The 15,151-nt window shown below is 43.6% G+C and carries 13 protein-coding genes; all 13 read left to right on the top strand.

Going from position 1 to position 15,151, the window contains the following annotated elements:
• Positions 1–13: 13 nt before the first annotated feature.
• Positions 14–892, top strand: a complete 879-nt coding sequence (locus AC1TO4_RS08140) for an ABC transporter permease (protein WP_482104938.1) — start codon at positions 14–16, stop codon at positions 890–892.
• Positions 893–912: 20 nt separating this feature from the next.
• The gene (gene opp4A / locus AC1TO4_RS08135) at positions 913–2,724 is read left to right on the top strand and encodes an oligopeptide ABC transporter substrate-binding protein (RefSeq protein WP_482104900.1); all 1,812 of its coding nucleotides are present in this window, start codon (positions 913–915) and stop codon (positions 2,722–2,724) included.
• Positions 2,725–2,875: 151 nt separating this feature from the next.
• Positions 2,876–3,811 (top strand): ABC transporter permease, encoded by a 936-nt coding sequence (locus AC1TO4_RS08130; RefSeq protein WP_482104899.1) that lies wholly within the window; start codon positions 2,876–2,878, stop codon positions 3,809–3,811.
• Positions 3,811–4,749 carry an ABC transporter permease gene (locus AC1TO4_RS08125; RefSeq protein WP_482104898.1) on the top strand — a complete coding sequence of 313 codons (939 nt, stop codon included), beginning with the start codon at positions 3,811–3,813 and terminating at the stop codon, positions 4,747–4,749. Before AC1TO4_RS08130 ends, AC1TO4_RS08125 begins: the two co-directional genes overlap by 1 nt.
• Positions 4,750–4,893: 144 nt before the next feature.
• Positions 4,894–5,874: an ABC transporter ATP-binding protein gene (locus AC1TO4_RS08120; RefSeq protein ID WP_482104937.1), complete on the top strand. Its 981-nt coding sequence runs from the start codon at positions 4,894–4,896 to the stop codon at positions 5,872–5,874.
• Between the two features lie 59 nt (positions 5,875–5,933).
• On the top strand, positions 5,934–7,574 hold the full coding sequence (locus AC1TO4_RS08115; RefSeq protein ID WP_482104897.1) for a peptide ABC transporter substrate-binding protein: 1,641 nt from the start codon (positions 5,934–5,936) through the stop codon (positions 7,572–7,574).
• A 106-nt stretch (positions 7,575–7,680) separates the two neighbouring features.
• Positions 7,681–8,604, top strand: a complete 924-nt coding sequence (locus AC1TO4_RS08110; RefSeq protein ID WP_482104896.1) for a S66 peptidase family protein — start codon at positions 7,681–7,683, stop codon at positions 8,602–8,604.
• Positions 8,605–8,716: 112 nt separating this feature from the next.
• Positions 8,717–9,661 (top strand): C40 family peptidase, encoded by a 945-nt coding sequence (locus tag AC1TO4_RS08105; RefSeq protein WP_482104895.1) that lies wholly within the window; start codon positions 8,717–8,719, stop codon positions 9,659–9,661.
• Complete coding sequence (locus tag AC1TO4_RS08100) at positions 9,658–10,671, top strand: ABC transporter ATP-binding protein (protein ID WP_482104894.1); 1,014 nt, start codon at positions 9,658–9,660, stop codon at positions 10,669–10,671. Before AC1TO4_RS08105 ends, AC1TO4_RS08100 begins: the two co-directional genes overlap by 4 nt.
• A gap of 184 nt (positions 10,672–10,855) precedes the next feature.
• Positions 10,856–12,430 (top strand): ABC transporter substrate-binding protein, encoded by a 1,575-nt coding sequence (locus tag AC1TO4_RS08095; protein WP_482104893.1) that lies wholly within the window; start codon positions 10,856–10,858, stop codon positions 12,428–12,430.
• Positions 12,420–13,391 (top strand): ABC transporter permease, encoded by a 972-nt coding sequence (locus AC1TO4_RS08090; protein WP_482104892.1) that lies wholly within the window; start codon positions 12,420–12,422, stop codon positions 13,389–13,391. The genes AC1TO4_RS08095 and AC1TO4_RS08090 overlap by 11 nt, the downstream gene beginning before the upstream one ends.
• Complete coding sequence (locus tag AC1TO4_RS08085) at positions 13,388–14,200, top strand: ABC transporter permease (protein WP_482104891.1); 813 nt, start codon at positions 13,388–13,390, stop codon at positions 14,198–14,200. Before AC1TO4_RS08090 ends, AC1TO4_RS08085 begins: the two co-directional genes overlap by 4 nt.
• Complete coding sequence (locus AC1TO4_RS08080) at positions 14,193–14,942, top strand: ATP-binding cassette domain-containing protein (protein WP_482104890.1); 750 nt, start codon at positions 14,193–14,195, stop codon at positions 14,940–14,942. The genes AC1TO4_RS08085 and AC1TO4_RS08080 overlap by 8 nt, the downstream gene beginning before the upstream one ends.
• Positions 14,943–15,151 lie beyond the last annotated feature (209 nt).

Genomic DNA, 15,151 nt, shown 5'->3' with positions numbered 1-15,151 from the left:
TGAAAAAGAACTAATGGCAAAAGAAAAATTGAATAATCCTTCATTTTTGAAAACAATCTGGCGTGAAATAAAGAACGACAAGATGGCCTTGGGTTCACTAATCTTACTAACGATCATTCTGTTGGCCGCCTATACATCTCCATTATTCATTGACCAAGTAGCGATGACTCGCGTTAACTTCTTTAACAACTGGAAAGCACCATCTGCAGCCAATTGGCTTGGGACGGATGATGGCGGACGAGATGTGCTCAGCCAGCTACTGCTAGGGACAAGGAACTCTTTTACAATTGGTTTAAGTGTAACTTTAATAGCAGGTGTTTTTGGATTGACGGTTGGTCTGATTTCAGGCTTCTACGGAGGGCTCGTCGACAATATCATTATGCGTATCATTGACTTCCTAATGGTATTGCCGTCACTTATGATCATCATTGTTTTCGTAGTTATTGTTCCAAAATATACGATTTTCAATTTCATCTTAATCATGAGCGCATTCGCTTGGTTTGGTAAAGCACGTCTAATTCGCTCTAGAGGACTTGCTGAAAGGGAACTTGATTATATCAATGCTTCTAAGACATTAGGTACCCCGAGTTGGAGAATTATGTTTTTCGAGCTTTTTCCCAACCTGAGTTCACTTGTCATAGTTAATATGACACTGACACTTGCGGGGAATATCGGATTAGAGACAGGTCTTACATTCCTAGGATTTGGACTGCCGGCAGGAACGCCTTCTCTCGGCTCTCTAATCAGCTATGCGGTAAATCCGGATGTTGTGCAAAATAAGTGGTGGATATGGTTACCCGCAGCATTACTGATTTTAGTAATGATGCTGTGTATAAATTATGTTGGGCAAGCGGTTAAACGTGCGTCCGACGCAAGGCAAAGATTAGCTTAAAAAAAGGGGAGGTAATACAATTGGTAAAAAAGAAACTTATGCTACTCGTTGGTCTGATGCTTGTTCTCAGCATGTTTTTAGCTGCATGTGCAGGTGAAAAAAGCACAGATGGCGACAAAGGTAAAGACGAAGGCAAAGAAGGAACAAAAACAGAGGACGGAAAAGAAGAAGAGCCTGCTGATGAAAGCGGAGAACTCGTATTCCCACTTGATGTTTCAAACACTGGGACAGTTGTAGAAGACGGTGAAGTAACATTTGGTCTTGTATCCGATACGCCATTTGAAGGTACATTGAACCGCGTATTCTACTCTGGAGCTCCAGACTTTGATATAATCGAATTCTTTGACGAAGATCTTTTAGACGTTGACGGTGACTATTTGATCACGAACAACGGTGCAGCAGACTATACAATCTCTGATGACAACAAAACAATTACCGTTACTATCAAAGATGGCGTTAAATGGCATGATGGTGAGCCTGTAAAAGCAGATGACCTTCTATACTCATATGAACTTCTTGGTCATCCTGATTACACAGGAGAACGCTACACGTTCATGATTGAAAACGTAGCAGGTATGCCTGAGTATCATGAAGGTAAAACTGACAAAATTTCTGGTATTGAAGTAAAAGACGATAAAACAATTGCGGTTACATTCACAGAAGCTACACCATCACTTCTCTCAGGTTTCTGGTCTTCGCCAACACCTAGACACTATCTAGGCGATATCGCTTCACTTGACGAAATCGTAGCATCTGAAAAAATCCGAACGAAGCCGATTGGTTTCGGACCATACAAAGTTACAAAAGTTATTCCGGGCGAATCAGTTCTTTTCGAACGCTATGATGAGTACTGGAGAGGTAAACCAGCACTAAAATCAATCGATCTTAAAGTAGTAAGCTCTGCATCAGTAATTGAGTCACTTAAAAAAGGTGAAATCGATTATGCAGAGATTCCGGTTGATCAATACGAGGTGGCAAAAGGACTCGATAACATCGAACTTCTTGCAAAAGTTGACACTGCATACACATATATCGGTTTCAAACTTGGTAAATGGGATGCAGCTAAGAAAGAAAACATCACTGATCCTAACGCAAAACTATCTAACAAACTAGTACGTCAAGCAATGTGGCATGCAATGGATAACGAAACAATTGGTAAAGAACTTTACCACGGTCTTCGTTTCCCTGCAACAAGCCTGATTATACCTGTATTCGCAAGCTTCCACGATGCGAGCATCGAAGGACGCTCATATGATCCTGAAAAAGCAAAAGCACTTCTTGACGAAGCTGGATACGTTGACACTGACAGCGACGGTTTCCGTGAAGATCCAGAAGGTAAAGAATTCGTTCTTAACTTCGCTTCAATGGAAGGCGGAGAAACGGCAGAACCAATTGCACAATTCTATATTCAAAACTGGGGTGACGTAGGTATTAAGGTACAACTTCTAGACGGTCGTCTACATGAATTCAACTCATTCTACGATATGGTAGAACTTGATGATCCTAAAATTGATATTTATCAAGCTGCATGGGGAACTGGAACAGATCCGGATCCTGAAGGTCTATACGGCAGAACTGCAGCGTTCAACTACACGCGTTATACGAGCGAAAAGAACGACGAGCTTCTTGCAGCTGGTACATCAGAAAAGTCATTTGACACTGAGTTCCGTAAAGACATCTACAATCAATGGCAAGCGCTTATGGTTGAAGACGTTCCTGTAGCACCAACTGTTTACCGTTACTCTCTAATGGGTGTTAACAAGCGCATTGTTAACTACTCTATCGATCCGGCATCTGAAATTCGCCTGTTCGAAATGGGTGTAAGCGAATAATTGCAAATCAAAAACCGTTACCTGGATTATTCCAGGTAGCGGTTTTTATTTTGGAGAGTTATTGCAATTAAACCAAAAAATGTTACAATTACAGGTAACTAATTAATAGAATATTTAGATTTGATAGATAAGTAGGGTGGGGGGATAACGCATGGCGGTGTACATAGTAAAACGCTTCTTCATGATGATTGCTACGATACTTATCATTGCAACATTGACCTTTTTCCTCATGCATGCGATACCTGGATCGCCATTCGATGAAGAAAGGACGTCGAATCCAACAATCCAGGAAAATCTTGAAAAATTCTATAAGCTTGATCAGCCAGTTGGCGTTCAATATGTGTATTATTTAAAGTCAATTGCGACATTTGATTTTGGGCCGTCCATAAAGAAACCGAATGAGTCCGTTAACAGCTTACTAGCAAGGGGATTCCCAATATCATTTGAGCTTGGGATGATCACCATTTTGGTCGCGGTTGTATCGGGCATCATTCTTGGTACATTTGCTGCTCTGCGGCATAACGGGTTTATTGATTATATGGCTATGACGTTTGCTGTTATAGGAATATCCGTTCCGAACTTCGTACTTGCTACACTATTAATCCAGCAAGTCGCCGTCACATGGCAATTGTTGCCGCCGGCGACGTGGAGTAGCCCTCTTCATATGATATTGCCAACATTGGCACTGGCAACAGGCCCGACTGCAATCATCGCAAGGCTAACTAGGGCAAGCATGCTAGAAGTTCTGACGCAAGACTATATGAAGATGGCACGCGCGAAGGGACTTTCAACGTTTCGCATCGTTGTGCGTCACGCACTGCGTAATGCACTTTTACCAGTTGTCACGATAATGGGAACGATGCTTGCAGGTATATTAACAGGGACATTTGTCATTGAGAAAATTTTTGCGATACCGGGAATGGGTAAATATTTCGTTGAAAGTATTAATAATCGAGATTACCCAGTTATTATGGGATCTACCGTTTTCTACAGCGCATTTCTCGTCTTTATGCTGTTCCTCGTTGACATCGTTTACGGCTTCCTAGATCCGCGCATTAAACTTCACAGGAAGGATGGTGATGTGTAATGGTGCAGCGAGAAGAAAGGGTAGTCGTTCCGGATGAGTGGTTCAGACCAAAGGAGAAGGACGCGGGTAAACAAGAATCAGTCATAAGACCATCATTATCCTATTGGAAAGATGCCTGGCACCGCTTGCGAAAAAACAAACTAGCGATGGCGGGACTTATTTTTCTTATCGTCTTAACGTTGTGTGCACTATTTGGGCCGTTACTCTCACCACATTCTGTGACGGGAACAGATTATCCGAATCAGAATAAAGCACCTTCTGCTGAACATTGGTTTGGAACAGATGAAGCGGGGCGTGATGTCTTTACCCGTACATGGTATGGCGCACGTATTTCGCTATTCGTAGGAGTCATGGCAGCCTTAATCGATTTCTTCATAGGCATTATCTATGGAGGCATTAGTGGGTATAAAGGCGGGCGAACCGACACACTTATGATGCGCATTATTGAAATACTTTATGGGTTGCCGCATTTGCTTGTTGTTATCTTATTGATGGTTGTGATGGGTGCGAGTTTGACGACAATCATCATTGCACTAACCATCACAGGCTGGGTCGGAATGGCCCGTATCGTGAGGGGACAAGTCCTCCAAATTAAAAATTATGAATTTGTTACTGCTTCGAAATCGTTTGGGGCGAAGACTCCGAGGATCATTCGGAAAAATTTATTGCCAAATACAATGGGTCCAATTATCGTCCAGATGACACTTACTGTACCAAGTGCCATATTTGCGGAGGCTTTCCTAAGCTTCCTCGGACTCGGCATTCAAGTTCCATTTGCAAGTTGGGGCGTCATGGCGAACGATGCACTTCCAGTTATTTTGTCGGGTCACTGGTGGCGTTTGTTCTTCCCGGCATTTTTCATTTCAATGACGATGTTTGCATTTAACGTCCTAGGTGACGGTATGCAAGACGCGCTCGATCCGAAGTTGAGGGGGTGATGGGTTTTGAATGAACATCAATTGGATAATGCGAAAGCACTGGTCTGTAATAGGCAGGAGGACGTGCTCCTTTTTGACAGGCAAGTAGATTCTGAGAAACAGCATGGCAAAAAAAGAAGGCGTAAAGCAGTTTCAACTGAAAAAGTGCTTTCTGTGGAAAATATACACGTATCTTTCAAAACGTTTGGTGGAGAAGTCCAGGCGCTACGTGGCGTGTCGTTCGAACTGTACAAAGGGGAGATGCTCGCAATTGTAGGAGAATCAGGATGCGGGAAGAGTGTCACAGCAAATACAATCATGGGGTTAATCCCACAGCCGCCAGGGCGAATAAAGGATGGCAAGGTCTTATTCAAAGGGAAAGACCTGACCAAACTGAACAAAGCAGGCCTTCGGAAGATTCAAGGCGTTGATATTTCTATGATTTTTCAAGATCCGATGACAGCGCTTAATCCGACACTCCAAATTGGCGAACAGTTAACTGAAGGCTATCGGACGCATCACAAAGTAAGTAAAGGAGATGCACGGAAGAAAGCGATTGAAATGCTGGAACTCGTCGGTATTCCAAATCCACAAGAGCGGCTGAAACAATACCCGCATCAGTTTTCAGGAGGAATGAGGCAACGTATTGTCATTGCGATTGCACTTATCTGTGAACCGGAGCTGTTAATTGCAGATGAGCCGACAACCGCGCTTGACGTTACAATTCAAGCACAAATTCTTGAGTTATTCGATGAAATCCAAGAGAAGACGGGTGTCTCAATCATTCTGATTACGCATGATCTCGGTGTCGTTGCCAAGATCGCAGACCGCATCGCAGTCATGTATGCAGGAAGAGTAATTGAAATTGGGGAGAAACGAGAAATTTTCTACACACCAAAACACCCGTATACACAAGGACTGCTGAAATCTGTACCGAGGCTTGACTTGAAAGAGGAAGAGTTACAACCGATTGAGGGAACACCGCCGGATTTATTCTCACCGCCGAAAGGATGTCCATTTACGGCAAGATGTCCGTTCGCGATGGATGTCTGCGACCGCGTTTATCCAGAAACAACACAACTCTCTAAAGACCATGCAGTGGATTGTTGGCTGCAGGATGAACGCGCGAAACAGGTTTTCGCTTAAACGTTGGGTACACGCACGAAAGTGCTTCCATATTCATGACAAACAAAGGGGGATTTTGAATGAAGAAGTGGTTAACGTTTCTAATGGTAGCGTTGCTCGCGCTAGTGCTTGCAGCTTGTACAGCTACAGAAGATGCAGGAAAAGAACCAGAGAAAGAGAAGGATGACGGTAAAAAAGAGGAACCGGTCGCAGCGGAAAAGATCCTTTACTTGAACAATGGTGAGGAACCAACATCATTCGATCCATCTGTCGGGTTCAATGCGGTTTCATGGGGTGCATTGAACAACTTGATGGAAGGATTGACGCGTCTGTCAGAAGATCACCTCGCTGTAGAGGCGACAGCAGAAAAGATTGATGTTTCTGAAGATGGCCTGACATATACATTTTCCATCCGTGATACTGCGAAATGGTCAAATGGGGATCCTGTTGTAGCGGGGGACTTTGTCTATGCTTGGCGCCATATGCTTAACCCAGAGACAGCTTCACCTGCTTCGTTCCTGGCGTATTTCATCGAAGGAGCGGAAGCCTATAATACTGGGGAAGGTGCTGCTGAGGATGTAGCGGTAGAAGCACCAGACGAGAAAACATTTGTCGTAACATTAACGGCTCCAAATGAGGCGTTCTTAAATATTATTACAAATCCAAGTTTCTTCCCAATTAATGAAAAAGTGGCGACTGCTGATTCAAAATGGTTTACAGAAGCGGCATCGTTTGTTGGGAATGGTCCATTCAAATTAGCTTCATGGGACCATGATGTGAGTTTCATATTCGAGAAGAATGAAAATTATTGGGATGCAGACGCTGTCAAGCTCGATAAAGTGAATTGGGCTATGGTCAATGATCCAACAACTGAATATCAAATGTACGAATCGAATGAGCTGGACCAATCAGGTGTACCGCCTGAACTAGCGGAAAAGTTGAAAGATAGTGATGAACTACGCATTGACGACCAAGCGGGACTTTACTTCTACCGTTTTAATACGTCAATGGAACCTTTCACAAATAAGAAAATTCGAAAAGCATTCGGACTCGCAGTTAATCAGGAAGAAATCGTTGAGTATGTAACAAAAAATGGAGAGAAACCTGCGCACGGTTTCGTCACATACGGATTCATCGGTCCGGATGGCAAAGAATTCCGTGATTCTGTCGGTAAACTAGTTGAATTCAATAAGGATGAGGCGAAAAAGCTTCTAGAAGAAGGTATGAAAGAAGAGGGCTATACAGAATTACCAGCGGTGGACTTAACGTATTCAACGAGTCCATCTCATCAAAATATCGCGGTAGCGCTACAAGCGACGTTCAAGGAAGTTCTTGGCGTTGACGTAGGATTGAAAACCGTTGAGAGCGCAGTTTTTGCTTCTGAACAAAAGGAGTTTAAATACCAGCTGTCCCGCTCATCTTTCTTGCATGACTATGCGGATCCAGTAAACGCACTTGAAAGTTTTATCACGGACTCTTCCATGAACCGAACAACATGGTCGAATGCAGAATATGATAAGCTTATTACGGACGTTAAAAATGAAACAGATGCAAATAAGCGCTGGGAATTGTTAAAACAGGCGGACCAGCTTCTAATGGAAGAAATGCCTGTCTTCCCGATTTATTATTACAACCAGACAACGCTTGAGAAGCCTGGCGTTACTGGGATCCTGCGTCATCCTGTTGGCTATATCGACTTGAAGTATGCGGATAAGAACTAATTGAAAGTCTCGGCGTCCGTTGTGGCGCCGTTTTTTTTTCTCCTAAGGAAATACGACAACGTACTTTAACGCCCAAAAGTGTTATGAATGAAAGGAAGTTTTACTTATGAAAATACGACCACAACGCCTACAAAAAGGGGACACAATTGGTATCATCGCCCCGTCAAGCCCACCCAATCAGGAAAGTTTGGAAAAGTCACTTGCGTTTCTTGAACAACTCGGATTGAAATGGAAGTTTGGAAAAAATATGAACAATGTCAACGGCTATCTTGCAGGAACAGACGACGAACGGCTTAATGACTTACACGACATGTTTGCAGATTCGGAAGTGAAAGGAATCATTTGTGCAGGCGGCGGATTTGGTTCGGCCCGCTATGCCGATAAAATCGATTTACAGTTGATGAAAGAGAAGCCTAAAATATTTTGGGGTTTCAGTGACATTACATTCCTGCACACGGCGATGGGTCTGTATTCTAATCTCGTCACTTTTCACGGTCCTATGCTTGCGTCTTGTGTCGGAAAAGACACGTTTCACGAATTATCAGCGAAAATGTTCCAACAGTTATTTGAACCAATGGAACTTCATTATACGGAAGCGATTTCACCACTTGAAACCATTACAGCTGGAGCAGCCCAGGGAGAACTCGTTGGCGGGAATTTATCCTTGCTTGCCAGTGGAATTGGGACTAAGTTCGAAGTGGATACAAAAGGAAAGTTACTATTTATCGAAGATGTCGGTGAAGAGCCTTACAAAGTTGACGGGCTCCTCAATCAGTTGCGCCTTTCGGGTAAATTGAAGGAAGCTGCAGGAATTATCATCGGTGATTTCTCAAAAGCTGAACCGAAAAAACGGAAAGAATCGCTGACGCTTGATGAAGTGTTCGATCATTACACAGCGAATCTCGGCATACCTGTCGTGAAGGGATTTAAAATCGGACACTGCGAACCTCATTTCGCGATACCACTCGGCATCGGCGCAAAACTCGACGCGGATAACAAGACACTGACGATATTGCCTGGAGTGGAATAATCGATTTTGAATGCAATGCCCGGCTGATGAAGTAAAACCAGTTTGGCACATGCCTGAAATTGACCTTGAATTCGAATGACTGTGACACCTACGAAAAGGAGTGGTTTGGTCGATGGGTACGAACTTGAACACGTGGTATTGTTCCGTTTCAGTTGCAACCGTGTGGACATCACCGGAATCTGCCAGGGAAATTGACGAGCCAGGAATTGTAAACCCAGTCAGGTTAACGAAATGGCTCGAAAACTTAGCTTTCGAAGAGCGCCTCGATTTATGTAATGGGAACCGGATTCAGACCCAGTTGCTTTACGGTGAACCGGTCATCGTGGAAGAGGTACAAGATGCGTGGGCGAAAGTGATTGCTGTCTGGCAGCCTTCAACTAAAGACGAGCGCGGTTATCCTGGATGGGTCCCACTCGCGCAACTAAAAGAAGCGGAACCGATTCACGCGATTGGATTTAGTAGAGTGACTGCTGGGAAAGCACAATTGTGGAACGCGGGCGGTACTCCGTCAATTGTCATTCCATTTAATTCAATACTGCCCTATATTGGTGAATCAGGTGACTATTTACGAGTATGCACTCCGGATGGAGAAGCATTGTTATTGAAGGAGAACGTAGAACTTGCGCCTTCCGTCCATCAATTTGAGAAAAATCCTGTTTCAGATGCTGTCGACAAAGGTCTTGCGTTTCTTGACTTACCTTACTTATGGGGAGGTATGTCAACGTATGGCTACGATTGTTCTGGTTTTACATACAGTATGCTGAAAGCCTGCGGACACTCCATTCCGCGGGACGGCGGAGATCAGGCACGCGGTGGTAAAGAAATTCCAATAGATAATCAATCGCTCTGGGCAAAAGGGGACCTCCTCTTCTTTGCTGATAATGAAGGAAAAGCAAGTGTCCGTCACGTCGGGTTTTATTTTGGAGAGGGCATGCTTCTCCATTCCCATTCAACAGGAAAGTCAATTGAAGTGATGAAACTTGCAGGTACAAAACTAGCGCGTGAGCTATGCGCCGTCCGACGTTATGGCATTATAGAAGGAGGCGTACGAGCATGACAAATCGGGTTTTATTGTCCGTAAAAGATTTGAAACGTTATTTTGACGTGGGGCGCGGAGAGAAGTTAAAAGCGGTCGACGGAATTAGTTTCGATATTTACAAAGGGGAAACGTTTGGGCTTGTTGGAGAGTCCGGTTGCGGTAAATCAACGGCAGGCCGTACGATTCTTGGATTGTACAATAAAACAGACGGCGAAGTGCTGTATAACGGGCAAAGCATTCACGATATGACGACTAAAGAAAGGGAACGTTTCCTAAAGAAAATGCAAATGATCTTTCAAGACCCCTATGCGTCGTTGAATCCGCGTTCTACGGTCTATGAAATCATTGCTGAGCCAATGCAAGTGCATGGGTTGTACAAGTCAAAGGCGGAAATGCGTAATCGGGTTTTTGAGTTATTGGAGGACGTCGGGCTAAGTCGGGATCATGCAAATCGCTATCCACATGAATTTTCCGGCGGGCAGCGTCAGCGAATCGGCATTGCCCGCTCACTCGCACTCGATCCAGAATTCATCATTGCGGATGAACCCATTTCGGCACTTGATGTTTCTGTACAAGCACAAGTTGTTAAGTTATTACAGCGACTACAGCGTGAAAAAGGCTTAACGTACCTGTTTATCGCCCATGATTTGTCGATGGTGAAATACATTTCTGACCGCATAGGCGTCATGTACCTCGGTCATATGGTGGAATTGACGACAAGTGTACAACTGTACGATAAACCTCTCCATCCATATACGGAAGCACTGTTATCAGCCATTCCGATTCCGGATCCGGACATCGAAGAATCGCGCGAACGCATTTTACTGCAAGGCGAACTGCCAAGCCCCATCAATCCGCCGTCAGGTTGCGTCTTCCGTACACGGTGTCCCTATGCAATGGACGTCTGTGCAGCACTAAAGCCAAAGTGGCTTGAGAAGGAATCAGATCACTTCGTCGCCTGTCACTTGTACGATGAACAAGTAATGGCACGACCTGATGCAGTTGCAGTACTCGAGCTATCCCGCTAAACTGGGACAGCTTTTTTCATTTTCATTTGAACGAAGTATTAACTCTTGCGAAAGACCTGGTATTACTACTTCGCTCAGCGTGATGCTATCTAGCTCTGAAAGGCACGAGTAGCTTAAACCACGAGAAGTAGAATATACTAGAGTGAGGAAAATCAATTATGAAAGTTATTTGATGGAGGACATTATGTTAAATAAGAAGCTAAAGATTTTACTCGTTTTTTCCCTGCTGGTACTCGTTGCCTCCGGTTGTGCGAAAAAAGCGGATACTGATACTAAACCAAAAGAAAATCGCCTCGTATACGCTTCCGAGTCCGAATTTGAAGGACTAAATCCGATTCTTGAAGAGACAAACCTAGATTCATTACTATTCCGGGGTCTAATGAGGTTCGATGAAAAGAATGAGGCTATTACAGACATTGCAAAATCATATACTATTTCTCCAGACTACTTAACGTATACATTCATTTTAGAAGAGGGCATCAAGTTCCATGATGGCAAAGCCCTGACGGCTGAAGATGTCATTTTCACAATTGAAAGCATCTTGGATGATAAAAATGCTTCCTTTTTAAAAGCAGATTTCACTGAAGTTGATTCTTTGACGAAAGTGGACGAGCTATCATTTGAATTGAAGTTAAAACATCCATTTGTACCGATACTCGATAAATTGACAGTACCAATCTTGCCAAAGCATGCATTTGAAAATGTCGAAATGCGTACGGCTGAGTTCAATAGCCACCCCATCGGTGCAGGCCCTTATATGTTTGATGAATGGGATCGGGGAAACAATTTGACATTGAAAGCATACAACGATTTTCATGGCACAACTCCATCTATCGAAAAAGTGATTTTTAAATTCATCCCAGATAGTAATGTCCGGGCGCTGCAATTAAAATCAGGTGAAGTCGATATTGCGTTACTTGACCCGGTGCAGGCGATAAGTTTGAAAGGTGAAAAGAATATTGACATACATGATATAGAATCAGCAGATTATCGCGGTATTCTTTATAATATGAACAAAGAATTATGGACTGATGTCAATGTGAGACGTGCTTTTAACTACGCAACGGATCGTACAGCAATCGTCAAAGGCATTTTAAAAGGGTACGGAACGGAAGCGTATTCGCCGCTTCAAAAACACGCCTTTAACAATGCTGAAGTTGAGAAATATGAGTATGACGTTAAAAAAGCGCAAACACTTCTGGATGAAGCGGGTTGGAAAGAAGGAAAAGAGGGCTTCCGTTATAAAAACGGTGAAAGATTAGCATTTACGATTACAGTTCCTGCAACCGATACAGTTCGTGTGAATATAGCAAACTTCACGGCTGAAGGTTTTAAAGCAATCGGTGCTTATGTAAAAGTAGCTGCACTCGACTGGAGTGCAATTACCATTGAAGATACTGATGCGTTCGTAATCGCTTGGGGAAGCCCATACGACGCGGATCATCACACGCACATTTTGTTCAGAACAGATCAATCGAGTAGAACAAGTTCAGGATACAACTTCGGTGATTACTCTAATGCAGAAGTGGATACTTTGCTAGAGAAAGGCCGTTTATTAACAGATACAGATGAGAGAAAAGCAGTCTATATGGAGTTTCAGAAGGAACTAGCACTGGATCCGCCGTATGATTTTATTGCCTATGCAAATGCAATTTATGGCATCAATAAAAATCTGGAAGGTGTAAAAGAGCGAACACTCGGTCATCATGGATCTGGTTTTCTTTGGAACGTCGAGGAGTGGAAGTGGAATGAACGTTAAATGGATTGTGAAGCGAATGATGGCGGGAGTAAGTGTCCTTTTTATCATTAGCTTCCTCTCTTTTTTCATCATGCACTTGGCTCCCGGGGATCCGGCGACGGCTTTCTATGGAGGCAATGCACAAACATTAAACGCGGCTGAAAAAGAACGAATCAGCCGTGCTTTTTCGCTTGATCGTCCTGTGATCGTGCAATATGGCACATGGCTAAAGGAAACAATGCAAGGGAATTTAGGTTATTCGTCTAGGGAAGGCCGTCCTGTTAATACCATTCTTCTAGAACGTTTGCCAAATACGTTATTACTTTCAAGTGTAACCTTACTATTCATTATTATTGGTTCGCAATGGATTGGTACCGTCGCAGGTATGAAAGCCGGCTCATTGTGGGATAAAGGGCTATCGACAATTAGTATTGCGACATCTTCCATACCATCATTTTGGCTAGGGATTTTATTCATCTCATTCTTTTCGGTGAAACTCGGAATTCTTCCGTCCTCGGGTACGGGGGATATCGGAGGTGATGGAGGTCTCTTAGACAAACTTCGCCATCTCATTTTGCCAGCAGCCGTTATTATTCTAACCCATATAGGTATCTATGCGCGCTTCCTTCAAGAAAGTATAAAAGCAGAAAGCAGTAAATATTATGTAATGGTTGCGAGGGCAAATGGAGTTGTGGAAAGTGAAATCAGAAAAGGGATTTTGCGCAACGCATCCATTCCGTATTTGAATTACATCGGTATGACAATCCCTTCGTTTTTTGGTGGATCAATTATCGTTGAATCTCTATTTTCGTGGGCAGGGCTCGGACAGCTAATGGTAAAAGCGGTGATGATGAAAGACTTCCCGCTGATTATGGGTGGCATCCTTTTTATCGGGCTGCTCGTTGTCTTAAGTTTATTCGTCATCGACCTCATCATGTATGCAGTGGATCCCAAATTACGGAAGGGGGCATACAGTAGATGAAACTTCGAAAAACAATTCTATTCTGGTCTATGGTCCTTGGGGTGATTGTCATCATGACGGTTTTCGCGGGACTTTTTTCAACACATCCGCCAAACGAAATGGATATGGATGAAATATATGTACCACCAGGAGAAGGCCATTTGCTAGGAACGGATCATCTTGGGCGCGACGTGTTTTCCCGTCTACTGGAAGGCGGAAAAGTAACGCTCACTGTTGCGGGTACTTCTGTAATTCTATCCCTCATTATCGGTGTACTTTACGGCGGAATTAGCGGCTACGTGGGGGGCTATGTAGATGCGGTAATGATGCGGTTTCTCGAAGCGCTAATTACAATCCCATCTCTAATCCTGATTTTGGCGTTTCAAGCATTTATGCAAGGCGGCATGTGGAGTATGGCGCTAGTCATCGGAGTTACTGGATGGCTAGTTACTGCACGTATCGTTAGATCGGAATTCATTCGCCTTAGAGAAACTGAATTTGTGAAAATGGCTAAAATGTTCGGGACACCACTGTGGCAAATCATTTTTGGCCATTTGCTACGTAATAGTGTGCCTGCTATTTTTGTTGTTACATTGTTCAACTTTGCGGGTGCGGTGTTCATCGAAGTATCGCTTAGTTTTCTCGGCATCGGTGTACCGCCGGCGATACCTTCATGGGGAAATATGTTGTACTACGCACAAAATGATATTTTGATTGGTGCATGGTGGATTGGTTTATTCCCAGGAATCATGATTTTCATAACGATTCTATCCGTTAACTTTATAGGTGAAGCATTGAAAAATTCAAAACGGAGGCGGTCAAATGCTTAAGGTAGACGGATTATCAATAGTTGTCGATGAACAGTACATTGTAGAGAATAATTCGTTTTCGATTCCACGCGGGAAGATTACGTCAATTATCGGTGAAAGCGGCAGTGGGAAAAGTATGACCGTCGCAGCATTGCTCGGGATCTTGCCAGTGGGTATGAAGGCGACTGGACAGGCCTTGTTTAATGGCAGGAACTTAATTAACAGCTCAACCGAGGAAATTATGGAAATTAGGAAATCACATATCTTCACGATTTTCCAGGATGCAGCAAACAGTTTTAATCCGTCTGTGAAAATGAAGTATCAACTTTATGCCTTTTCCGGAGAACGGATAGGGGATACTGTTGAACAGTTTTGTGTGAAAATGGCCGGTGCTTTAAGTAGTCTCGGTCTTTCGAATGAAGTTTTCCATCAGTATCCGTTCGAACTATCAGGTGGAATGTTACAGCGTTGTATGATTGCATGTGCCTTGTACGTGAAGCCGGAACTCTTAATTGCAGATGAACCTACAACCGCACTTGATAGAGTGTTGCAGCGGGACTTTATTGCTTTACTAAAAAAGTTGAATGAAGAGCAAGGGACGACGATTTTATTAATCACGCATGACTTGGATGTCGTAGCTGATGCGGCACATGAAATGGTCGTCATGCAAGCTGGTAAAGTGATTGAGACGGGAAGTGTTAAAGAACTATTTAGACGGCCAGAGCATTCCTATACAAAACGACTTCTGGAAAGTCGGTTTTAACAGGGAGAAATTAAGTTCCATTTCTCCCTGTTAAAGCCTCCGGCGGATGTCACAGATTTTGAAAGGTGTTAAGAGGAAGGCAGTCTAAGTTCGCGACGTCCTGTCGCAACAAGGAAGGATTGAACTACATCCTTCCCCACTGCATGACCCACAAGGAAGGATGCAGTTCAATCCTTCCCCCCTGTAGGCCTCAAGCTCAATTCAAAATC

The sequence above is a fragment of the Sporosarcina sp. Y838 genome, assembly GCF_056786515.1.
This window is presented reverse-complemented; position numbering and strand designations above follow the sequence as displayed.

Coding starts and splice junctions, on each gene's coding strand:
- AC1TO4_RS08130 (WP_482104899.1), top strand. CDS start 2,876: ATGGCGGTGTACATAGTAAAACGCTTCTTCATGATGATTGCTACGATA.
- AC1TO4_RS08110 (WP_482104896.1), top strand. CDS start 7,681: ATGAAAATACGACCACAACGCCTACAAAAAGGGGACACAATTGGTATC.
- AC1TO4_RS08080 (WP_482104890.1), top strand. CDS start 14,193: ATGCTTAAGGTAGACGGATTATCAATAGTTGTCGATGAACAGTACATT.
- AC1TO4_RS08115 (WP_482104897.1), top strand. CDS start 5,934: ATGAAGAAGTGGTTAACGTTTCTAATGGTAGCGTTGCTCGCGCTAGTG.
- AC1TO4_RS08105 (WP_482104895.1), top strand. CDS start 8,717: ATGGGTACGAACTTGAACACGTGGTATTGTTCCGTTTCAGTTGCAACC.
- AC1TO4_RS08095 (WP_482104893.1), top strand. CDS start 10,856: ATGTTAAATAAGAAGCTAAAGATTTTACTCGTTTTTTCCCTGCTGGTA.
- AC1TO4_RS08100 (WP_482104894.1), top strand. CDS start 9,658: ATGACAAATCGGGTTTTATTGTCCGTAAAAGATTTGAAACGTTATTTT.
- AC1TO4_RS08090 (WP_482104892.1), top strand. CDS start 12,420: ATGAACGTTAAATGGATTGTGAAGCGAATGATGGCGGGAGTAAGTGTC.
- AC1TO4_RS08125 (WP_482104898.1), top strand. CDS start 3,811: ATGGTGCAGCGAGAAGAAAGGGTAGTCGTTCCGGATGAGTGGTTCAGA.
- AC1TO4_RS08085 (WP_482104891.1), top strand. CDS start 13,388: ATGAAACTTCGAAAAACAATTCTATTCTGGTCTATGGTCCTTGGGGTG.
- AC1TO4_RS08140 (WP_482104938.1), top strand. CDS start 14: ATGGCAAAAGAAAAATTGAATAATCCTTCATTTTTGAAAACAATCTGG.